The sequence below is a fragment of the uncultured Tateyamaria sp. genome (assembly GCF_947504105.1).
Lineage (GTDB): Bacteria > Pseudomonadota > Alphaproteobacteria > Rhodobacterales > Rhodobacteraceae > Tateyamaria.
Genome location: NZ_CANNGP010000029.1, coordinates 1 through 19,921 on the forward strand (window position 1 = coordinate 1; position 19,921 = coordinate 19,921).

Consider the following 19,921-nt stretch of genomic DNA (forward strand, 5'->3'; position numbering starts at 1 on the left):
ATGCTGGAAACTCCTATGATTGGAATACTCCGACATCGCAGCAGTCAGCCGCGCCACCGTCCAGCATGGTATTTTTTGTTCACTTCCGCCCTCAGGCCTCTTCGTCGTCTTAGCGTGACCGGCCACCGCCCAGAATATCGCGCACCAGCATTTCGATCAGACCTTCGGTCGTGCGCGGCACTTCCTTTTGTCGCGGGGCAGGTTGTGGTGCAGGTGCCGGGGCAGCCTGCCGCTTTGCTCGTTCCGGCACTTGCAGCGGCAGGGGGCGCGCAGGCACGTCTTCATGTATCCGGAGCATCGTTTCCCGCCAGATCTCAGCAGGCAACCCGCCCCCTGTCACCCCGGTCAGAGGTGTATTGTCGTCATAGCCCATCCAGACACCGGCAACGTAGTCTGCCGTGAAACCTACAAACCAGGCGTCTCGTGCCGCTTGGGTGGTTCCGGTCTTGCCTGCGATTTCGCGACCCCCGAACTGCGCGCGCACGCCGGTGCCTTCGCTCACGACCTTTTCCATCATCCAGATCAGCTCTCGCGCTGCCTGTTCCCGGATCACACGCTCGCCGATGCCGCCACCCGTGCCCATCAAAGGCTCGTCATCCCCTTGCAGGCGCAGGTCTATCAGGCCATAGGGCGTGACCGAGGATCCGCCGTTCAGAATGCCGGCATAGGCTCCCGTCATGTCCAGAAGCGTGCTTTCCGACGCACCAAGTGCCAATGCTGGGCCATCTGCCATGTCGCCATCGATGCCGAAATCGGTCGCCACGCGGCGGACCAGATCGCGGCCCACGCTTTCAGATACTTTGACGGCCGGAATGTTCAGCGATTCTGCCAGCGCCTTGGTCAGCGTAACCCGGCCCGAATAGGTGTTCGTATAGTTGCGCGGAGACCAGCGGCCGGACCCGGGGATGTCGAGGGTCAAAGGCTCGTCATCCACAAAGTCGAGCGGGGAGTATCCCAGTTCCAGCGCCACCGCATAGACGAAGGGTTTGAAGGCCGACCCGGTTTGCCGTTGCGCCTGGATCGCACGGTTGAAGACGCCCGCAACCCGCGTTTCGCGCCCGCCGACCATGGCACGGACAGCGCCATCCGCGCTCATCACCACGATGGCGGCCTGGGCCTTGGACCCTTCGCGAACCTTGGTTTCGAACACCTCTTTCAGCGCGTCTTCGGCAGCGGTTTGCAGACGTTGATCAAGCGTGGTGCGGATGATGACGTCTTCGGTCGTGTTGCGTGTGAAGAATTCCGGGCCGGTGGACATGACCCAATCCGCAAAATAGCCACCGGCCTTGCGCCGTGCTGCGGGTGACAGGTTCGCCGGGGTCTGTTGCCACTTGGCAACCTCGGCGTCCGAAAGGTAGCCTTGTTCGCCCATCAGGCGCAGGACTGTTGCCGCACGCTCTTGCGAGCGCTGCAGGTTGGATGTGGGAGCCATGCGCGAGGGCGCAGTCAAAAGCCCGGCAATCATCGCTCCTTCGGACGGGTTCAGATCAGTTGCGGACTTTCCAAAATACCGCTGTGCTGCCGCCTCGGTCCCATAGGCTCCGCCGCCCATATAGGCGCGGTTGAGGTAAATCGACAGAATCTCGTCCTTGGAGTACTTCGCCTCCATCGCCATGGCATAGATGGCTTCCTTGGCCTTGCGCTGGAGCGAGCCACGGCGGCAATCAGCGACATAGGCGGCTTCGGACTCCCATTCGCTTGGTTCGTATTCGACGCCAAGGCACAATAACTTGGCTGTCTGCTGCGTGATGGTTGAACCACCGTGGCCCTGCAGCGGGCCGCGCCCCTCGCGCAAGTTAATGCGCACAGCACTGGCCACGCCGCGCGGACTGACGCCGAAATGCCGGTAGAACCGCTTGTCTTCGGTCGCGACTACCGCGTTTTTCAGGCCCGGTGCCACGGTGTCGGCCATGACCGCACCACCGAATTGATCGCCGCGCCATGCAAACCGGTCGCCTTCACGATCCAGCAATGTGACCGAGCCGCGTGCCCGTCCATCCAGCAGTTCATTCACATCCGGCAGCGTGGTCCAGAAATAGCCAACAGCCAGTGCGACAGCTGCGGTGACCGTCAACCCGACGCGCCACGTAACCCAACATATCAGGCGCATCACCCAGCGAAACAAGCGGACAAATATATTGCGTTGCGGTTTCTTGGGCGCAGCTTTGCGGCGTTTGGTAGGCGCTTTTCGCACCGGCTTTTTGGTTGCTTTTTTTGGATAGCGGCGATCAGCCACCAAAGGGCGTTTGCCCTTTCTTGAATCACTCATTCTTGACCCCTGCCCGGCCTTATGTTTCCGGTAGTGTATCCCGTTTCATCCGCTTTGCCACGCCCCTGATGACAGAGGTACGGGATTCCTTACTGTCTAATTTTTAAGCATCTGCGAGAGATTGCGCATTTTTTATGCACAACACGGCGCCGCGCGCAGGCTTTACTCTGCCGAAATCTTTGCCCTGTCCACTCGATGCTCTCTCTTCCCCGCATATCGCAGGGCAACCTGCCAATCAAAGGGGACATGTGGTGAAACTCATCATTGCTACGATCAAGCCGTTCAAGCTGGAAGAGGTTCGCGAAGCGCTGACCGAAGCCGGTGTGCGCGGCATGATGGTTACGGAAATCAAGGGCTTCGGTTCGCAATCGGGCCACACGGAAATCTATCGCGGTGCCGAATACGCGGTGAACTTCGTGCCCAAGGTCAAGATCGAGATCGTGGTCGCCGCCGCCATGGCTGACCAGATCGTCGAGACCATCACCAAAACCGCCCAGACGGGCAAGATCGGGGACGGCAAGATCTTTGTTCTTGATGTCCAGCAGGCCGTGCGAGTGCGCACCGGCGAAACGAACGAAGACGCCATCTGAGCGCTCCAGCATAGGGAAAACACGGACAATGAAACTCACGAAATCTCTTATTGTTGGTACGGCGCTGACAGCCTTGCCGACGCTGGCATTGGCGCAAGACGCTGCTGCCCCGGGCTTTGATGAAATCGGCCCCTACATCATGACCACTCTGCTTTTCTGCATGGCGGGTTTCCTTGTCTTCTTCATGGCCGCAGGTTTTGCCATGCTGGAAGGCGGCCTGGTGCGGTCCAAGAACGTGACCATGCAGATGACCAAGAACATCGGCTTGTTCTCGATTGCAGCCATCATGTACTGGCTCGTCGGCTTCAACACGATGTATCCTGGCGAATTCAACGGCTACTTCGCCATCGGTGGACAGACTGTCCTTGACCCCGTGGGCGTCGCGGCGGCGGACGCCGCGCTGGATTACGCGTCCATCGGCTCCGACTTCTTCTTTCAACTGGTGTTTGTCGCAGCCACTGCATCCATCGTCTCTGGTGTCTTGGCCGAACGCATCAAATTGTGGCCCTTCCTGATCTTTGTCGTTGTTTTGACAGGGTTTATGTACCCGATCTCCGGTTCCTGGAAATGGGGCGCTGGTTGGCTTGACGCTGCGGGTTTCCAAGACTTTGCCGGCTCGACTGTTGTGCACTCCGTGGGTGGTTGGGCCGCTCTGGCTGGCGCCATCGTGCTGGGTCCACGCTTGGGCAAGTACAAGGACGGCAAAGTCAATCCGATGCCCGGTTCGAACCTCGCCCTTGCCACTTTGGGGACGTTCATCCTGTGGCTGGGTTGGTTCGGTTTCAACGGTGGTTCGCAACTGGCCATGGGCACCGTGGGTGACGTTTCCGACGTGTCCCGCATCTTTGCCAACACCAATATGGCCGCCGCTGCCGGTGCTGTGACTGCCCTGATCCTAACGCAGGTTCTGTACAAGAAACCTGACCTGACCATGGTGCTGAACGGCGCGCTGGCGGGCCTTGTGTCCATCACGGCAGAACCGCTTGCACCAACGCTGTTCGGTGCACTGTGGATCGGTGCCATCGGTGGTGTGATCGTGGTCTTTACCGTGCCTCTTCTGGACAAGTTCAAGATCGACGACGTAGTTGGCGCGATCCCGGTTCACCTGTTTGCCGGTATCTGGGGCACCATCGCCGTTGTGTTCTACAACAGTGACGCGAACCTTGGCACGCAGCTGCTGGGTATCATCGCTTACGGTGTGTTCACCTTCGTTGCATCGCTGATCGTTTGGTTAATCCTCAAGGCAGTCATCGGTATCCGTGTCGGCGAAGAGGAAGAGATCAACGGCCTCGACATGTCGGAACTGGGCATGGAAGCCTATCCGGATTTCTCGAAAGGCTGAGACTCCTTCCTCTCAGTTAGAGAACCGACTGACCGGGCGTTCGCGCCCGGTCTTTTTCATTTGTGAAGGGTGCGTACGAGGCGTTAACCGAGGTCGCGCGTGCCCCTTCGGTGGGCGTTCGCCCTGTCAAAACTGCACATTTTCAGACTGAAACTACGTGTTTTGCAGTGCGCGATTTGGGTGGATTTCGGTGTAAAATCTGGAAACTGCGCATTTTGAGGCCGAAACTGCACAAAATGACCCGGGGCACGACAGGGGCGGAGTTAACGCAACGGTTTTCGCCTGAAATTTGTGCGGCGTTTACGAGTGATTAAGGGACAACTGGGGAACACTGTGGGTCGATGCGCTTGAGCCACTCATGCCCGTGCTACCGGAACAGCATGTCTGGGTTACAATTCGGGGAACCGGTTTTGGGGGGGCAGTTGTGAGCCCCACTTGATGGGTTTCTGCGCCGCAGCTAATGTCGGCAATGCTACGCACTGGCTTTGAAAGCATAGAATGCTCACGGACAAAAATCCTACGCACAACGTCCTCATCATCGGCGCTTACGGTCTCATCGGACATGGGGTCTCGATGAGGTTGATTGCGGACGGATACAGTGTCACAGGCCTCGGCCGAAATGTTCAAACAGCACGGCGTGTTTTGGCCGGTGTTCCTTGGATAGAGCGTGACATGCGGATGCTTTGCGGCGAGGATTCGTGGGACGCCATTCTGGATGAATTTTCAACGGTGGTGAACTGTTCAGGTGCACTGCAAGATGGCCCAGATGATGATCTCGAAGCGATCCATCATCACGCCGTCACAGCTCTTGCAAAGGCATGCAAAGCTAAAGATGTGGCTCTCATTCAGATTTCGGCAGTTGGCGCCACAACGGATGCATCAACGCACTTTCTGGCATCCAAGGGTCGTGGGGACGCCTCGATCCGAGCATTAATGGGGAAATGGCATATCTTCCGTCCAGGCCTTGTCCTGGCATCAAATGCTTACGGCGGAACGACACTGCTTCGTATGCTTGCCGCTTTCCTCGGATTTCAGCCACTTGCCACACCGAATGCCAAGATTCAGACAGTTGCCCTTGATCACGTCGCAGATGCCGTCGCAGCCGCGATAAAGGGCGAGCTTCCATATGGATTTGAGGCGGATTTGGTAGAATCCGAAACGCACACGTTGCGCGAAATTATCGCCCAGATACGAAATTGGCTTGGGTTTCGTCCCGCGCGGTTTGAATTCGTTGTGCCGGCATTTGGTGTCGCCGTGGTATCGAAGCTTGCCGATGCGTTGTCGCGGTTTGGTTGGCGCTCTCCAATGCGTTCGACCTCCGTGAAAGTCCTGTCTGAGGGCGTTTGCGGTACCCCCACCGACCTTAGCAAGTTCGGTTTGTCTCCTCCCCGTTCACTGAAGCAGACTTTGAGCAACTTCCCAGTGGGGGCACAAGACCGCTTGTTTGCGCGTATGGCCTTGCTTTTCCCGATAATTTTATTCTGCCTCAGCCTGTTCTGGCTGACTTCGGGGATCATTGGGGTCGTGCGATTAAAAGAGGCTGCAAAGGTTCTGCAGAGTGTTGGCTGGTCTGCCGGGCTGGCAATGACCAGCGTGCTCTTTTGGGCGGTGGTTGATATCGCAGTCGGAGTTGCATTCGCCTTTAGAAAATCCGCAAAAATGGCGTGCTGGGCGGCTGTCGGGGTGAGTGTCTTTTATCTTTTTGCGTCCACCTTTACCGTCCCATCTCTTTGGGCCGATCCACTTGGCCCATTGGTTAAGGTAGTGCCCGCAATTGTCCTTGCCCTTGTGGCGCGGGCGACGCTGGACACGCGTTGATGGAATGGATTGACCTTATTCGGGTCGCGCATGTTCTTGGCGCTTGTGTCTTGATCGGCACTGGGACTGGAATTGCGTTCTTCATGCTGATGGCGCACCGCATCGCGGACCCGTCTTTTATTGCCAACACGGCATCCGTTGTTGTTGTTGCGGATATGCTTTTCACGACCACCGCCGCCATTGCGCAACCCATCACCGGCTATCTCTTGATGCGGCACTTGGGCTGGAGCTTCACCGAAGGGTGGCTGGTCGTTTCTTTGGCTCTTTATGTGTTTATCGGTCTTTTCTGGCTACCCGTGGTCTACATACAGGCAAAGATGAGAGATGAAGCACGGATTTCGGTTCGGCAGGCTATTCCCCTATCGCAGCGATACCATCGTCTCTATCTGATTTGGTTTGCATGCGGTGTTCCGGCGTTTTCAGCAATACTTGTCTTGCTCTGGTTGATGGTGACCCGACCGTTGATCACTTTTTGACTCATAGTTCCGACAATCAGTGAATTGCTCCGTTTACTAGAAGAGGAGTCAGCTTTTCCGAAGCAGCCATTTGTGCGGACACAGCGAAAGCTCACTTCTCCTGCAAAGCGGCACCACCGCAGAACTGTCTTGCCGCCGATGCAGCGTTCAAATTCAGGCGTGTGGACGCAGTATAGAAACACGTTGCGGGAAAACGCGGGCTTTTGTCGAAAACGGGCCCAGCACAGCAGGCCCGTTCCGCGGCGTCGTCAGATCATGCGCCTTTGTGTTGGCCTGTTTGCCCCCGCCTCAGACCCCGGCTTTGACGATGGCTTCGGCGAGGATCGGCACCGTTTCGGCGTTCAGCCCCGCGATGTTCATGCGGCTGTCGCCAACCATGTAGATACCTGACTCTTCGCGCATCTTGACCACCAGTTCGGGCGACGCGCCAAGGCGTGAGAACATGCCGCGGTGCTGGGCGAGAAAGCCGAAGCGGTTCGAGCCGGAGCGGGTCTCAAGCTCTTTGGCGAGTTGTTCGCGCAAGGCCAGCATCCCGAGGCGCATGTCTTCGAGTTCCGTCATCCAGTCGGTGCGCAGGGCGTCGTCGTTCAGGATCATCGTCACCAGACGTGCGCCGTGGTCGGGCGGGAAGCTGTAGTTCTGACGGTTGAGGAAGCTCAGCGTGCCTTGGGCAATCGCCTTGTCCGTGCCGTTTGCGACCAGCATCAGGATGCCCGTGCGTTCGCGGTAGATCCCGAAGTTCTTGGAACAGCTGGCCGCGATCAAGCATTCGGGTACAGCCGCTGCAACAGCGCGTGTACCGGCTGCGTCCACATCCAGACCGTCGCCAAACCCCTGGTAGGCGATATCGATCATCGGGGTCGCGCCGGTGTCTTGCAGGACCTTGATCACCTCATCCCATTGCGGGCCGGTCAGGTTGGCGCCGGTCGGGTTGTGGCAGCAGCCGTGCAGCAGGATCACGTCGCCCTTTTTCGCAGTTTTGAGGTCCGCGATCATACCGTCGAAGTCGACACCGCGTGTTTCGTCGTCAAAGTAGCGGTACATCACCGTTTCCATCCCGAGATAATCAAGGATGGACAGGTGGTTCGGCCAGGTCGGGTTCGACACGAAGATACGTGCGTCCGCATTGGCCATGCGGATCAGTTCAAACGCCTGGCGCACGGCACCCGTCCCGCCGGGGGTTGCGACCGAGTTGACCGAGCTGCGCGGCACGGTGGTGCCCAGCACGAGGTTGACCATGGCGTCGTTGAAATCGGGCGCACCGGCGAGGCCGACATAGCTTTTGGTGTCTTCGACCTCCCACAGCTTTTGCTCGGCCGCCTTGATCGCGCGCATCACAGGCGTGTTTCCCGTCGCGTCCTTGTAGACGCCGACGCCAAGGTCGACCTTGGCGTCGCGCGGATCCTCGCGATACATCTGCATCAGCATCAGGATGCCGTCGGGTTTCTGCGCAGTGAGGTGTTCAAACATCAGGCGTCTCCGGTTGCGACGGGGACCATGGGCGACATGCCCCATTCGGCCCAGCTTCCGTCATAGAGGGACCAACTGTCATGCCCCATACGCTCGAGCGCGAGGGCGAGGATGGCTGCGGTGATCCCGGAGCCGCAGGTGGTGATGATAGGTTTGCTCAGATCAACGCCCGCGTTTTCAAAAACGGCACGTGTTTCGGTGGGGGATTTCAGTGTCTTGTCGTCGTTGAGCAGCGTGTCATAGGGCACGTTGCGTGACCCGGGGACATGTCCAGGCCGCATGCCTTCGCGCGGTTCTGGCGCTTCGCCCCGAAACCGTCCCACCGCTCGGGCATCCACGACCTGCGTGGAGCCCAGCTTGGACGCCTGGCTGACCTGCGTGACATCCCGCACAAGGTGGTTCTGGAACCGCGCGGTCAGGTGCCGGTCCTTGATGACGGGGCCGATGTCTTCGATCGGGTGGCCGTCGGCCTGCCATTTCGGCAAACCGCCATCCAGCACAGCCACATCGCGATGCCCCATCAGCCGGAACAACCACCAGACCCGCGCCGCGCTCAGCAGCCCGGCCCCGTCATAGACAACGACCTGGTGCCCGTCGCCCACGCCCATGGCCCGCATGCGCGACATGAACTTTTCCGGCGGAGGGGCCATATGCGGCAGGTCCGAGCGGGCGTCGCTGATTTCGTCAATGTCGAAGAAGCGCGCGCCGGGGATGTGGGCCGCCTCGTATTCGGCCCGGGCGTCGCGACCTGCATCCGGCAGATACCACGACGCATCCAGCACCCGCAGGTCGGGATCCTTGAGATGCGCTGCCAACCAATCGGTCGATACAAGCGTCTTTGGATCGTCAGACATGGGTGAGTCCCTCCGGGCGGTCAAAAACGCCTTTGACTAACGCCGGAGGGACCAGAATGGCAAGGGCTGCGCGCTACCTGCCAAGTTGCTGGCGCACCGCCCCGACGAGGGCCAGAACAGCGCCGCCCCCAATGCCGCCGCCCGCGACTTGTTGCAGGATGCCCGTCAGATCCGTACCAGCACCAGCATCGCCGCCGAGCATTGACAGAACCGTGCCGCCAATCCCACCGCCGACGATGCCGCTGAGCGAGTTGACCAGAACCCCCTGATTGAGATTTTTGAGCATCCCGCCTGCGGCATTGCCGCCGACCGCACCAGCCAGCAGGCCAATAATGAGTTCCATGTGTTCCCTTCCCTTCCGGGGCCGTATTCCGATCCGACCCGCGCCCCCGTTGCGCATCGGCGGCACGGCAATAGCGCTGTTGGGCATGGTCATATCAGGGGAAAGCGCAGCCCGTTTTCCCATATCTGCACGGATGCGTACGGGGTTAGCCGCGTTCTTTGAGCAGGCGCTGCTTCTGGCGATTCCAGTCACGCTTGGCCGAGGTGTCCCGCTTGTCGTGCAGCTTCTTGCCCTTGGCGATGCCGATCTTCAGCTTCGCCCGGCCCTTGTGGTTGAAGTAGAGCACGATGGGCACCAGCGTCATCCCCTTACGCTGCGTGGCGTTCCAGAGGTTCGACAACTCCTTGCGGCTGACCAGCAGCTTGCGGGGGCGGCGTTCTTCGTGCTTGAACGATTTGGCCTGGTCATAGGGCGCGATATAGCTGTTGATCAGCCACAATTCCCCATTGTCCACATGGGCATAGCTTTCGGCAATGTTGGCGCCACCGGCGCGCAGGGACTTGACCTCGGACCCTTCAAGCACGATGCCGCATTCGAGATCATCCTCGATCGCGTAGTCAAAGCGGGCCCGCCGATTTTCGGCGGCCACCTTGTAATTGGGGTCTGATTTACCTTGAGCCATGGGCGATGGATGTAGGGGGTTGGCCGGGTGCAGGCAAGGGCTCTGCAGGAGTTCATGGAATCTTGGGATTTGGGCGAATAAGCTTCGCGGCGGGGAAAGAAACGGAGAATTGGTATGCGGGTCTGGATGGTGTTGGTGGCACTTGCCGCCCTGTTGGGCTGTGCGGAGCCGGTTCCATCCTCGGGTGCGGCCCGGATCATCGCCACGGGCGACAGTCTGCTGGCATGGAACGCAGCATCCAACCGATCCGTCGTAGATGCACTCGAAAAGCGGTTGAGCGCCACGGTTGTGGATCGGTCCGTCGCGGGCGCACGTTATCACTATGTACTGCCTATCAGCGGTAGCCTGGGCCTGCGGATCGGCAGCCAATACGCCGCCGGTCGCTGGGACTGGGCGGTCATGAATGGCGGCGGCAATGACCTGTGGCTGGGCTGCGGGTGCCGCAAATGCGACGCCCAGCTGAACAGGCTGATCAGTGCGGACGGCAAGAGCGGCACCGTGGTGGATATGGTGCGTCGGGCGCGGGCCGATGGCGCGCGGGTGATCTATGTCGGCTACCTGCGGACACCCGGCCAACCGTCGATGATCGATCACTGCCGCGACATCGGCGACGCCTACGAGGCGCGGCTGGCCCGGATGGCAGAGGGGGACGCGGGCATCACCTTTGTCTCGATCGCGGATCTGGTGCCCCATGGCGATCTGAGCTTTCACGCAGCGGACCGCATTCATCCCTCCCCCAAGGGCAGCGCAGCGATTGCGGCCCGGATTGCCGCAGCCATGCGGTAAGGCGCACGTGTCGTACGTCCGCCCCGGCGGTCCAGGGCGGGCGCGATGGATCAGGAAAACACCTGCTTCAGTGCCGGAATGCGCGACAGGATCAACCAGTCGAGCGCCAGAACCGTCAACAGCGTGATCCCGGCCATCGGAAAGGCCAGCGAGATGGCAAGCCCCACAAGCACGGCCCCCTGCCAAAGCGGCATATCGCGTGGCAGCGCGGGTGCCGCCAGTCGTAGCCCGCCGGGTCGCCGTTTCCACCACATCACCACGCCCGAGACACACAAAAGCAGGACGGACAAGCAGATCAGGGTGTTGGCCAGCACGCTCCACAGGCCCAGCGTGCCCATGTGCAGAGCGATGCCCACGGCCATGGCCTTGCCCGCCAGCGAGTAGTCGGCGAACTGCACATCGGCGAGGATTTTGCCGGTGTACTGGTCGATATGCGTGGTCCGGTCCGCCATGGGGTTTTCGCTGTCATTGCTCATGCTGTCGCGCGACAGGGTCCAGACACCATCCGCACCGCTTGGCAGGTTCAGCTGATACCGCGCGTCGAACCCGATCTGGCGGGCCAGCATGTCCACTGTGTCGAGTGTCACGGGCGTCCCTTCGGGCATTCCCGTGATCCCCGCGCTGCTGCCGGAGGCGGGCATGGGTGTTTGCTCCAACGCCCAAGGCACTTCCTTGGGACCATGGTTCATGGAGGCGTGGATGTCGTCCGACAAGGGCACGTTGTCCCATTTCTCGGCCGGGAACTGGCTCCAGGCCTGGACCATCTTTTCGCCCCAGATGCCCGCCCAGGCGAGGCCGGAGATCAGGAAGAACACGAGAAACACCGAGATCCAGATGCCAAAGACGCCGTGCAGGGATTTCCAGGTGGCCCGTCCGCGCCCGAAGGATGGGACAAGCGCCGTGCGCCAGCCCGCGCCACGGGGCCACCACATGTAGAGGCCGGTGGCGATCAGCACCATGCCGAGCGAGGCGGCGACCTCGATCATGCGGTCGCCAGTGACGCCCAAAAGCAAAGTGCCATGCACATTGTCGGCAAAGTCGTACCAGCCCGAGCGGCGGGGGAAGGTTTCGAGCACTGCCCCGCTATAGGGGTCGATGGCCACCATGGTGGCTGCGCCTTCGGCGTCCACGCGAAAAATTGCAGCGCGGTCGTCACTGCGTGGGGCCACGTATTGGCGCAACTCTCCATCCGGGATCGCGGCAATGGCGGCCTTGGCCTGTTCGGAGACGGCCAGCGCTGCCTCTTGCGGGACCACGGGGATGCGGTCGCCGTCGCGCCCGTCAATGAAGGCGATCCAGAGCATCGCCATGCCGGTGATCGCGAGCATCGCAAAGAAGGGAATGACGTAGAGACCGGCATAGAAATGCCAGCGCCATGCGGCGCGATAAAGCTTGGAGGACGCGGTTGCGTCTTGCGCCTGTGCAGGCGTCTGGGTTGGGTCGATAGAGACCATTGGGAAACTTCCTCTGTCAGATCAATGTTTTGGATTGGGTCTGTCAGAGCAGTGTCGGTGGTCCCCTTGGTCGGGTGCTGTCCGGACGAAGCTGCGCAAGCGCTTGCGACGCGCGGGTGAGTTTGGGGGCAAAGGCCGAGATGTGGGCCGCCTGCGCCGGGAAGTCGATGGCAGGTGCACGGTCGAGCGTAACCTGACCGGCCCAGTCGCAGAGCTGGTGCTGTGCGTCAGCCGGGTTGCCATCTGCATCGAGCGTGATGGTTGCCGTATCCAACCCGGTGCAGATCACCATGGTGATTGTGCCCGCCTGCGCCTGCGGCATGGCGCCGGGGGCGATCAACGAAAACAGCGTGAAGAGCAGCGTAAACGCGGCGCGCAAACCAGCCCTGGCCGCTGAGAACAGGCTATATGAGGGGCGCGCGGGCATGCACATCCTCTATCGATCGATCTGTTCAAAGCCTACACGCAAAACTGTCGCAGCCGCGGCGATGAACACAAATCAGCATATCAACGCTTGTGTTTCGAACAGGGGTGTGTGGCCAGGCCCCTATCAGTCGCCAAGCTTCTTATGCACCTCATCGAGGTCAATCTCGCCAACAGGCATCTTGTTCGACGGATCTTCGAAATCGTACTTGAAGACCTCGAAATCGCGTTTGTAGATTTCGTAGACGAGGTGCATCGACATGTCATCGAAGTAGTCTTCGACCGGGTGGGCGCGCTTGGGGCCGTGTCCTTCACTTTCGTTGAAGCGGGGAATGTCGGCGATATCGACACCGTGCGGTGTTTCGACAGCCTGCATCACCTGCTCCATCCCCTCATTGAACTTTTCGGTCCAGATGATCTTGTCATACGTCCCGCCGTTTACGATGAACGTGCTGACGTGGCCCGACATGGCGGACCAGTGAATGTCAGGCTCCATCGGGCGACGCCAACGGATGGTGTCGCGCGCAAACAGCAGGAAGCGGCGGAACGACTTGATCTGGTCGAAGTCCTGTTTGCCGTCATCACCACCGACGTCGATCCCGTATTTCTGGATCAGAAGCGGTACGAGGTTGCCCCGATACCGTTTGCCGTTGCGCTGGATGCCGCAGATCTTGTCGAAAAAGGACGACAGGATGCGCGTGTAAGGGTTGCGCACACATGTAAAGGCATAGGACCCATGGGTTTTCACGTTGTCGGTGATCATCGGTTGGCTGGCCTCAAGCGCCCATTTGTGCATGCCGCCCTGCGCATCGTGGATGTCGCCATCGTAGAATTCGCCATGATCGGAATAGAACATGATCTGCCCGATTGTTGAGCAGGCGCACTTTGGCACCACGCGGTAGACCACGCTTTCACTCTCTGTCATCCAGGTACCTGGAAACCCCATACAACTTGCCCTTTTTACTTGCTGCGATCCTTGCCTCTCGCGTTGTCGCGCAAAAAAGCAAAGAAATCCTGTTTATTCAATCTCTCCTTAGCTTTATCTACGTAAACAATCGCGTGCTAAGAGGCAGTAAAGTTTCCTAAATGGCAAAAATCGCCTACATCCTGCTGTGTCACAAAGACCCGGAGGCCATCATCAAGCAGGCGGAGCGTCTGACGGCGGCGGGCGATTATATGGCCATCCACTTCGATGCCCGTGCCAGCGGTGCCGCATTTGCCCAGATCAGGTCAGCACTCAAAGACAACTCAAATGTGACATTTTCCCATCGCCGCATCAAGTGCGGCTGGGGCGAATGGAGCCTTGTCCAGGCCACGTTATACGCCGTTGAAAGCGCGGTGAAAGCCTTTCCACGGGCGACCCATTTCTACATGCTTTCAGGCGACTGCATGGCCATCAAATCTGCCGAGTACACGCACCGCTTTCTTGATGACAACGACGCCGACTTTATCGAGAGCTTCGACTACTTCGAGAGCGACTGGATCAAGACGGGGATGAAGGAAGAGCGGCTGATCTATCGCCACTTCTTTAATGAACGCACCCAGAAATGGCGGTTCTATACCAGCTACCATTTACAGCAACGCTTTGGGATCAAACGTGAAATTCCGGCCGATATACAGGTACAGATTGGCAGCCAGTGGTGGTGCCTGCGGCGTCGGACTATCGAATGGGTCCTGGACTTTACCCGCCAGCGCAAGGACGTGATGCGCTTTTTCCGGACGACCTGGATTCCGGACGAGACATTCTTTCAGACCATCGTGCGCCACGTGGTGCCGGAGGAGGAAATTCGGACGCGGACGCTGACCTTCCTGATGTTCACGGACTATGGCATGCCGGTGACCTTCTATGATGATCACTATGACCTGCTGCTGAGCCAGGATTTCCTGTTTGCCCGCAAGATCAGCGCGGAAGCGAAGGACCTGAAACGCCGCCTTGGCCTGCTGTATGCGGCGGAGAATGTGCAGTTCCAGATTTCGAACGAAGGGGCGAGCCTGTTCAAGTTCCTGACCGGACGGGGTCGGATCGGGCGCCGTTTTGCGACCCGGTTCTGGGAAACCGAAAGCACCTTGGGGCGTAACCGCGAGCTGCTGATCATCGTCTGTAAGAAGTGGCACGTTGCCAAGCGGCTGCTCGAACGCATCCGGGTCACAACCAATGTTCCTGCAATCGAGTATCTGTTCAACGAAGAGCATACGCCTCTGCCCGATCTTGGTGGCATCCAGACAACCTTGGAAAAGCGCACGCGCCACAGGCGTGCGTTGATGCGGATGCTGTTTGACTATTTTGACACTGATCGTCTGATCGTCTGCATGGATCCGGGCAACCTGGACCTGTTGCAGGACTTTGCGGGCGATCGGTCAATCACGCGGATGCTGGAAGTTCAGTGCGCTTTTTCCGATGACTACCTGATTGGGCATGCCATGCGTGTGGGGCTTGCCGGAGAACAGACAAGCACCGAGACGCTGGAACGTTTGTTGCCCACGATCCGCAACGATATGACGTTCGAGTCTGATCGCATCCGCGATGCGAATTTCGAACACTTGGATCGGATCCAGGAAATTGCGGATCTGGATGACAACGCGTCTGCACTGTCTCGCTTTTTGAGCGTCCCGCCTGAGAAGGCGCGCGAGATCGCGTCTGTCGACTACCTGTTTTCGGACTAGTTTGCGGCTTTGCGGTCGCACTGGTCGGGCCGCTTGCCTATAGACGCTGTCATGTCCACGCAAACCACAGCCCCGATCTTTGCCATCACCTTGCCCGGGATGGAGGATACGCTTGCCAGCGAGGCGCGCGCGCATGGCTTTGATGTGCAAGGCGTGACACCGGGTGGCGTTCATATCGGTGGCGGGTGGCCCGAGATTTGGCGCGCCAATCTTGAGCTGCGCGGTGCAACGCGGGTCTTGTGGCGCATGGGGTCCTTCATGGCGTTCCATCTGGCCCAGCTGGACAAGCGGGCCCGCAAGTTTCCATGGGCAGAGGTGGTGCGCCCGGATGTGCCTGTGCGGGTTGAGGTTGCGACCTCGCGCAAATCCAAGATTTATCATGCCGGTGCTGCGACCAAGCGAATTGAAACAGCTTTGGTTGAAAGCGCGGGCATGACCGTGGCAAGCGACGCGCCCATCACCCTGAAGATACGCATTGACGACAACCGGGTGACGATCAGTGTGGATACGTCTGGCGAGCCTTTGCACAAACGCGGCCACAAGGAAGCGGTGGGCAAGGCCCCCATGCGCGAGACGCTGGCTGCGCTGTTTCTGCGCCAATGCGGCTATGACGGGACGCAGCCGGTTTTTGACCCGATGTGCGGATCGGGCACTTTTGTCATCGAAGCCGCAGAGATCGCTGCCGGGTTGCAGGCCGGGCGGGCGCGGAGTTTTGCCTTTGAGCATCTTGCTGGCTTTGACGTAGGCACTGTGTCGGACCTGCGCACGTTTGAGCGGCGGGGCGCACCTGAGGTGCGCCTTACCGGATCGGACCGGGATCAGGGCGTCATTGCCATGGCGCAAGCCAATGCCGAAAGGGCTGGGGTGGCAGATTTAGTCCAGTTTGATCAGGGAAGTGCGGGCGATATCACCCCGCCCGATGGGCCGCCCGGCCTTGTTATCGTGAACCCGCCCTACGGCGCGCGGATCGGCAACAAAAAGGCGCTTTACCCCGTCTATGGCCGGTTGGGACAGGTGCTGGCAGAACGGTTTTCGGGCTGGCACGTGGGCATTGTGACCAGCGAGGCATCATTGGCGAAAGCAACCGGTTTGCCGTTTGAACCCGAAGGACCAAGCATCGCCCATGGCGGGTTGCGGGTGAAACTGTGGCGCACCGGACCTTTGCCGTAAGGCGCAGGTGTCCTGCGCCGGGCGCGGCGGATCAAGATCCGCCTTACGGGGCATTTCACCTGCAAGGCGGAGGTGTCCTCCGCCCTATTTCGATTTCCACGTGTCCAACCAGCGCCGGATGCGGCCGCGCCGCTCGGACACGGCATCGCCTGCCGCTTCCCAGCTGTCTTGAATCTCTTCCAGTCGCGGATCGATCCGTGACCTGCGGAAGCGCCGCCAGCGCACCCAGATCGCGTAGAAAATCGCAGCAATGACCATCAGGACCAGGATATTGACCCACGGAATACCCTTGGACGCATCCGGCCCCTCGATCTGACGCAAGGATATCGCGTTGGGGAAAATCGTCAGGAACTCGTTCCGCCATCCATAATGCGTCAGCAGATACCATTCCGGTGCACCCCGGGTCGAAACGGAATCCGCCGCCTCGGTGTAGAGGTTCGAGGTGTCGAACTTGAAATAGGGTGGCCAGCTCCAGCCTGTATCTTCGTTCCGGTACACCATGGGCCGCCCGTTGGCGCGTACCGTCTGGATGAACTGCACATCCCGGTTGATCAGCCCATCGGACTGCGTGTCGGGCCGGGACCAGAACATGCGCGTCCAGTCCCCAAGTTCTTGCCGTTCTTCATAGGTGTTCACGATCCGCACGATGTCACGCTGGGGCAGCGTGTAGTGCAGGAACGCCCCCACCACGACCCAGAAGGCAATCAGTAATGTCCAGCCGATGTAACGCATAACGTCCCCTTCAGGCGAAATTCACAAGATAAATGATCAACCCCACAAGGAAGATCGGCACGATATAGACCCCGAGGATCAGCTTGCGCCTGAGCGATCCATTGTAGTCGGCCAGCCCGTCTTGCACGTAGGCCTCGCGCGGGCCGGGCTTGTCGCCGGTATCCCATTCCTCTTCCAGCCGGTCGCGCGCCCGCGCCCGAGAGTAGAGCGACAGACAGACATAGATCACCGTCAGCGCGACAAACGCGATCAGGAACAGTCGGGCCAATACCATAATCTTACCTCCTCACCGCGCCCCAGGGGCCAACCCGCGCGATCAGGTCGCGGGGCTGTGGGGCCGGGTCCATGGGCGCGTCGTGACCAAACAAAGCCTGCCGCGCGCCAACCTTGTCGGCCTTGTACTCGGCTTCGAGATATTGCGCGACATATTCCTTTTTCGCCTCGGGCCATGTGGCATAGGCCGCATAGAACGCCTGTTTGTGGCAGATAAAGAGCTGGCGCACGTCGCGCGGGCAAAGCTCGGCCAGCAGCATGTTCACGAGATCGGCATCCGGCGTGTCGGCTGCGCGCAGCGTGTAGAAATAGGCGGGATGTTCCGAGCTGATCCGCGGCCACTTGCCCCCGTTCTCGGCCCAGTTGACCAGATCGGCCAGCCCGCGGAAATCATCCGGCAGCAGGTGCGCATGTTCGCGGGCCAGCCTGCGCATGTCACGTCTGCTTGTTCCGGCCAAGTCCACGCCCGCCTCTGTCACGGTCGAGACCAGAATGAAGTCCATCTTCTGCCGCAGGATTGCGGTCCCGTTGATGCCGCGCGCCTTCACCACCGGTTCAACCAGATCGTTGTATTCGAGGAATTTGGCGATCCGGTTCCGGTCGGTCAGGTCGAATGTGTATTTGGTCGGCACACCTTCGGGCTTGTCCCCCGCTGCAATGGTGGCCGGGTGGTCGAGCGTCTGGAAGATGTAGAGCCCGCCGAAATGCGCGGTCCAGAAGTTGCCCTTGTCCATCTTCAGCGGTTTCAGCTTGACCGGGTTGCGGGTCACATCGCCCGTTTGCCCGGCAAGCTGGATCATCTCGCCAATCAGCACGTCATCGAACCACGCGTCGTCTTCGCTCAGGAACCTGTCGACCTTGCCCGCCAGTGTGTCAGCATTGCGCACCGTGCCCCGGGTCGTGTCCGCCTCGACCGTGATGGCGCGCAAGTCAAAGAGACGCGCGGGCTGAGAGATGTCGTAGACCGTGTTTACAAGTTCCCCCGCCACGGCATCGCGGGCGGTGAGGGCAAAGAGGGCAGCCTCGTTTTCCGCGATGAACCGTTTGAGGATGCCATGCGAGGTGGAGAATTTCGCATCGAGCAGCGGGCATTTGCATTGCTCGGTCGACAGCAGGATGAACTGCCGGTTGACCCCGTTGTGGTTGAGGTAGAGCGGATCGTTCAGCTCGTTGCCGACCTCGGGCGAGTAGCCGGAGATGTCGATGTAGAAATCGGTGAGCGCGGTGCGCTTGCCTGTCAGGTGTTCAAGCGCGCGGTTGTAGCGTTCGACCAGCGCGGGCGAGGCCACGTGGAACAGGTTGCCGAACATCAGGCCACGTTGAATGAGGCGGATCATGAGCGGTCCCTTCTGAGTTGCGCGAGCCGCACGACCAGCACGCCGACGCTGGGCATGCTGAGCGACAGGAGCGCGTTGGCAAACCCGGCTTCCCCGCTTGGGCCGAGGATGGGGAGCGGCAGGCCCATGGCTTGGATAACAAGCACGAGGAGGGCCGCGATACCGATGATGATGCTGGTGCAGAGCATGCCAAACAGGAAGTCGGGCAGCGGGAGTGCACGTTTGAGCATCGCAGGCAGGACCCATGCGGCGGCCACGACAAGGCCCATGGCGATGATACCGGTGACGATCATGGCGCGACCCTGCCGAGGCGGAAGATCAGCGGTGTCGCTAGGGACAGAAGCGGCAGGGCGAAGCTGCGGAAGGTGATCTGGAGGTTGTAGCCGATATAGGCAGGCCAGGAGTTGTTGAAGAGCAGCATGGTTTCAGAGAGTGGCGTGCCTTCGAAGCCCAAGGCGGTGTGGATGGCGGCTTGGGTGAGGAACAGGAGGGCGGTTGCGGCGAGGAAGCCGAGGAGGGCCCGGTGGAGGGGGAGGACGGTGCCGAGGATGAGGGCGGCGGCTGTGATAATCCAAAGTATCAAAGCACATCCTCCAAAACTGGTGCATCACTCGAACTGTAGGTGCCCGGCATCGCCGGGCCGCGCCCGACCTCCCCCCCGGGAGGGCGCATTGTTGATGTTACGCACCGAGTAGCAGTATTGCGTACTGCCCTTGCCTCGCCCCGCCCTGAGGCTGCGCACGCCCACCCGAGGTCGGGCACGGCCCGGCTGACGTTTGCAATCATTTGCTGACCCTCATCTCGTCCGGCACTTCATTTGGATCAAGACCAATAGAAGCCAGGGCATTCGCCCACATCTCGTCTATCATTCGAATGACTGACGAAACGGTGTATCTGCGCTTGTTATAGTAGAGAACCCATTCAATTTGCGCCTCATTCGAGTAGATTTTCGCCAGTGGGTCGTAAGTGCAGAAGAGCCTCCAATACTTGTCCTTCGGAGGGAACTTCAACTGATCAAAGTGCCTTACACGATTTGCAATTCCGCGGCACATATCCCACGCCATTTCTTGAAAGAGCTGCTTGTCCAAGTCTTCCGCAATTTTTGGACAATCATGACGTATCCACTCCCGCATCGAATGAGCCCACAGGCAGTAACAAAGGAAGTCATCGTCACCTCTTATACTCGGGTCGTCTTTACTCGCCGGATATCGCGCACTCGCTTCCGCTCTTTCCTTCAGGCGTTTCATCCGGAGGAAATGGTTGGTCCATCCGCCCACAGTATCGGCACTGTGAAAAGG

At 59.7% G+C, this 19,921-nt stretch carries 21 protein-coding genes; 7 read left to right on the plus strand and 14 right to left on the minus strand.

Annotation, left to right across the window (positions count from 1 at the left end; genetic code table 11):
• Positions 1 to 109 precede the first annotated feature (109 nt).
• A complete protein-coding gene (locus tag Q1A75_RS16205; RefSeq protein ID WP_299552568.1) occupies positions 110 to 2,269 on the minus strand; it encodes a PBP1A family penicillin-binding protein in 2,160 nt (719 codons plus the stop codon).
• Positions 2,270 to 2,520: 251 nt separating this feature from the next.
• On the opposite strand from Q1A75_RS16205, the gene Q1A75_RS16210 reads away from it, so the two are divergent.
• From Q1A75_RS16210 to Q1A75_RS16225, 4 genes are all read left to right on the plus strand, one after another.
• Complete coding sequence (locus Q1A75_RS16210) at positions 2,521 to 2,859, plus strand: P-II family nitrogen regulator (RefSeq protein WP_299207794.1); 339 nt, start codon at positions 2,521 to 2,523, stop codon at positions 2,857 to 2,859.
• Positions 2,860 to 2,887: 28 nt separating this feature from the next.
• The gene (locus Q1A75_RS16215; protein ID WP_299552566.1) at positions 2,888 to 4,201 is read left to right on the plus strand and encodes an ammonium transporter; all 1,314 of its coding nucleotides are present in this window, start codon (positions 2,888 to 2,890) and stop codon (positions 4,199 to 4,201) included.
• A gap of 498 nt (positions 4,202 to 4,699) precedes the next feature.
• Positions 4,700 to 6,019: an SDR family oxidoreductase gene (locus tag Q1A75_RS16220; RefSeq protein ID WP_299552564.1), complete on the plus strand. Its 1,320-nt coding sequence runs from the start codon at positions 4,700 to 4,702 to the stop codon at positions 6,017 to 6,019.
• Positions 6,019 to 6,495, plus strand: a complete 477-nt coding sequence (locus Q1A75_RS16225) for a DUF2269 domain-containing protein (RefSeq protein WP_299552562.1) — start codon at positions 6,019 to 6,021, stop codon at positions 6,493 to 6,495. Before Q1A75_RS16220 ends, Q1A75_RS16225 begins: the two co-directional genes overlap by 1 nt.
• 288 nt (positions 6,496 to 6,783) lie before the next feature.
• Here the strand turns inward: Q1A75_RS16225 and Q1A75_RS16230 are convergent, their stop codons facing one another.
• From Q1A75_RS16230 to smpB, 4 genes are all read right to left on the minus strand, one after another.
• The gene (locus Q1A75_RS16230) at positions 6,784 to 7,965 is read right to left on the minus strand and encodes an amino acid aminotransferase (protein ID WP_299552560.1); all 1,182 of its coding nucleotides are present in this window, start codon (positions 7,963 to 7,965) and stop codon (positions 6,784 to 6,786) included.
• Positions 7,965 to 8,819 (minus strand): 3-mercaptopyruvate sulfurtransferase, encoded by an 855-nt coding sequence (gene sseA, locus Q1A75_RS16235; RefSeq protein WP_299552558.1) that lies wholly within the window; start codon positions 8,817 to 8,819, stop codon positions 7,965 to 7,967. Before sseA ends, Q1A75_RS16230 begins: the two co-directional genes overlap by 1 nt.
• A 73-nt stretch (positions 8,820 to 8,892) precedes the next feature.
• Entirely contained in the window at positions 8,893 to 9,162 is a 270-nt protein-coding gene (locus Q1A75_RS16240) for a hypothetical protein (RefSeq protein WP_299552556.1), read from the minus strand.
• A gap of 145 nt (positions 9,163 to 9,307) precedes the next feature.
• On the minus strand, positions 9,308 to 9,784 hold the full coding sequence (gene smpB / locus Q1A75_RS16245; RefSeq protein ID WP_299207814.1) for an SsrA-binding protein SmpB: 477 nt from the start codon (positions 9,782 to 9,784) through the stop codon (positions 9,308 to 9,310).
• A 114-nt stretch (positions 9,785 to 9,898) separates the two neighbouring features.
• Between smpB and Q1A75_RS16250 the strand changes: the two genes are divergently transcribed.
• Positions 9,899 to 10,570, plus strand: coding sequence for an SGNH/GDSL hydrolase family protein (locus Q1A75_RS16250; protein ID WP_299552554.1), 672 nt, complete (start codon positions 9,899 to 9,901; stop codon positions 10,568 to 10,570).
• A gap of 50 nt (positions 10,571 to 10,620) precedes the next feature.
• Here Q1A75_RS16250 and Q1A75_RS16255 read toward each other — a convergent pair whose 3' ends face one another.
• The 3 genes from Q1A75_RS16255 to Q1A75_RS16265 all read right to left on the minus strand — a co-directional run bounded on the left by Q1A75_RS16255 (position 10,621) and on the right by Q1A75_RS16265 (position 13,393).
• Positions 10,621 to 12,024: a PepSY domain-containing protein gene (locus Q1A75_RS16255; protein ID WP_299552552.1), complete on the minus strand. Its 1,404-nt coding sequence runs from the start codon at positions 12,022 to 12,024 to the stop codon at positions 10,621 to 10,623.
• 43 nt (positions 12,025 to 12,067) lie between these two features.
• Complete coding sequence (locus Q1A75_RS16260) at positions 12,068 to 12,451, minus strand: hypothetical protein (protein WP_299552550.1); 384 nt, start codon at positions 12,449 to 12,451, stop codon at positions 12,068 to 12,070.
• 123 nt (positions 12,452 to 12,574) lie between these two features.
• Positions 12,575 to 13,393, minus strand: coding sequence for a sulfotransferase family protein (locus Q1A75_RS16265; RefSeq protein ID WP_299552548.1), 819 nt, complete (start codon positions 13,391 to 13,393; stop codon positions 12,575 to 12,577).
• Between the two features lie 140 nt (positions 13,394 to 13,533).
• Between Q1A75_RS16265 and Q1A75_RS16270 the strand changes: the two genes are divergently transcribed.
• Both Q1A75_RS16270 and Q1A75_RS16275 read left to right on the plus strand, forming a co-directional pair.
• Positions 13,534 to 15,111, plus strand: a complete 1,578-nt coding sequence (locus tag Q1A75_RS16270) for a DUF5928 domain-containing protein (RefSeq protein WP_299552546.1) — start codon at positions 13,534 to 13,536, stop codon at positions 15,109 to 15,111.
• A gap of 51 nt (positions 15,112 to 15,162) precedes the next feature.
• On the plus strand, positions 15,163 to 16,281 hold the full coding sequence (locus Q1A75_RS16275; RefSeq protein ID WP_299552544.1) for a class I SAM-dependent RNA methyltransferase: 1,119 nt from the start codon (positions 15,163 to 15,165) through the stop codon (positions 16,279 to 16,281).
• An 84-nt stretch (positions 16,282 to 16,365) separates the two neighbouring features.
• Here the strand turns inward: Q1A75_RS16275 and Q1A75_RS16280 are convergent, their stop codons facing one another.
• From Q1A75_RS16280 to Q1A75_RS16305, 6 genes are all read right to left on the minus strand, one after another.
• The gene (locus Q1A75_RS16280) at positions 16,366 to 17,013 is read right to left on the minus strand and encodes a DUF1523 family protein (protein WP_299552542.1); all 648 of its coding nucleotides are present in this window, start codon (positions 17,011 to 17,013) and stop codon (positions 16,366 to 16,368) included.
• 10 nt (positions 17,014 to 17,023) lie between these two features.
• Complete coding sequence (locus tag Q1A75_RS16285) at positions 17,024 to 17,287, minus strand: hypothetical protein (protein ID WP_366142212.1); 264 nt, start codon at positions 17,285 to 17,287, stop codon at positions 17,024 to 17,026.
• 4 nt (positions 17,288 to 17,291) lie between these two features.
• Positions 17,292 to 18,623 (minus strand): DUF6638 family protein, encoded by a 1,332-nt coding sequence (locus Q1A75_RS16290; protein WP_299552540.1) that lies wholly within the window; start codon positions 18,621 to 18,623, stop codon positions 17,292 to 17,294.
• Entirely contained in the window at positions 18,620 to 18,916 is a 297-nt protein-coding gene (locus Q1A75_RS16295; protein ID WP_299552538.1) for a hypothetical protein, read from the minus strand. Before Q1A75_RS16295 ends, Q1A75_RS16290 begins: the two co-directional genes overlap by 4 nt.
• On the minus strand, positions 18,913 to 19,206 hold the full coding sequence (locus Q1A75_RS16300; RefSeq protein ID WP_299552536.1) for a hypothetical protein: 294 nt from the start codon (positions 19,204 to 19,206) through the stop codon (positions 18,913 to 18,915). The genes Q1A75_RS16295 and Q1A75_RS16300 overlap by 4 nt, the downstream gene beginning before the upstream one ends.
• Before the next feature lie 199 nt (positions 19,207 to 19,405).
• Positions 19,406 to 19,870, minus strand: coding sequence for a hypothetical protein (locus Q1A75_RS16305; RefSeq protein ID WP_299552535.1), 465 nt, complete (start codon positions 19,868 to 19,870; stop codon positions 19,406 to 19,408).
• Between the last annotated feature and the right edge of the window lie 51 nt (positions 19,871 to 19,921).

What these genes read in the sequence shown, in the direction of transcription:
- Q1A75_RS16285 (WP_366142212.1), bottom strand. Translation starts at nt 17,287, where the DNA reads ATGGTATTGGCCCGACTGTTCCTGATCGCGTTTGTCGCGCTGACGGTG.
- Q1A75_RS16280 (WP_299552542.1), bottom strand. Translation starts at nt 17,013, where the DNA reads ATGCGTTACATCGGCTGGACATTACTGATTGCCTTCTGGGTCGTGGTG.
- Q1A75_RS16260 (WP_299552550.1), bottom strand. Translation starts at nt 12,451, where the DNA reads ATGCCCGCGCGCCCCTCATATAGCCTGTTCTCAGCGGCCAGGGCTGGT.
- Q1A75_RS16255 (WP_299552552.1), bottom strand. Translation starts at nt 12,024, where the DNA reads ATGGTCTCTATCGACCCAACCCAGACGCCTGCACAGGCGCAAGACGCA.
- Q1A75_RS16240 (WP_299552556.1), bottom strand. Translation starts at nt 9,162, where the DNA reads ATGGAACTCATTATTGGCCTGCTGGCTGGTGCGGTCGGCGGCAATGCC.
- Q1A75_RS16295 (WP_299552538.1), bottom strand. Translation starts at nt 18,916, where the DNA reads ATGATCGTCACCGGTATCATCGCCATGGGCCTTGTCGTGGCCGCCGCA.
- Q1A75_RS16270 (WP_299552546.1), top strand. Translation starts at nt 13,534, where the DNA reads ATGGCAAAAATCGCCTACATCCTGCTGTGTCACAAAGACCCGGAGGCC.
- Q1A75_RS16305 (WP_299552535.1), bottom strand. Translation starts at nt 19,870, where the DNA reads ATGAAACGCCTGAAGGAAAGAGCGGAAGCGAGTGCGCGATATCCGGCG.
- Q1A75_RS16290 (WP_299552540.1), bottom strand. Translation starts at nt 18,623, where the DNA reads ATGATCCGCCTCATTCAACGTGGCCTGATGTTCGGCAACCTGTTCCAC.
- Q1A75_RS16250 (WP_299552554.1), top strand. Translation starts at nt 9,899, where the DNA reads ATGCGGGTCTGGATGGTGTTGGTGGCACTTGCCGCCCTGTTGGGCTGT.
- Q1A75_RS16220 (WP_299552564.1), top strand. Translation starts at nt 4,700, where the DNA reads ATGCTCACGGACAAAAATCCTACGCACAACGTCCTCATCATCGGCGCT.
- Q1A75_RS16215 (WP_299552566.1), top strand. Translation starts at nt 2,888, where the DNA reads ATGAAACTCACGAAATCTCTTATTGTTGGTACGGCGCTGACAGCCTTG.
- Q1A75_RS16230 (WP_299552560.1), bottom strand. Translation starts at nt 7,965, where the DNA reads ATGTTTGAACACCTCACTGCGCAGAAACCCGACGGCATCCTGATGCTG.
- Q1A75_RS16225 (WP_299552562.1), top strand. Translation starts at nt 6,019, where the DNA reads ATGGAATGGATTGACCTTATTCGGGTCGCGCATGTTCTTGGCGCTTGT.
- Q1A75_RS16265 (WP_299552548.1), bottom strand. Translation starts at nt 13,393, where the DNA reads ATGGGGTTTCCAGGTACCTGGATGACAGAGAGTGAAAGCGTGGTCTAC.
- Q1A75_RS16275 (WP_299552544.1), top strand. Translation starts at nt 15,163, where the DNA reads ATGTCCACGCAAACCACAGCCCCGATCTTTGCCATCACCTTGCCCGGG.
- sseA (WP_299552558.1), bottom strand. Translation starts at nt 8,819, where the DNA reads ATGTCTGACGATCCAAAGACGCTTGTATCGACCGATTGGTTGGCAGCG.
- smpB (WP_299207814.1), bottom strand. Translation starts at nt 9,784, where the DNA reads ATGGCTCAAGGTAAATCAGACCCCAATTACAAGGTGGCCGCCGAAAAT.
- Q1A75_RS16205 (WP_299552568.1), bottom strand. Translation starts at nt 2,269, where the DNA reads ATGAGTGATTCAAGAAAGGGCAAACGCCCTTTGGTGGCTGATCGCCGC.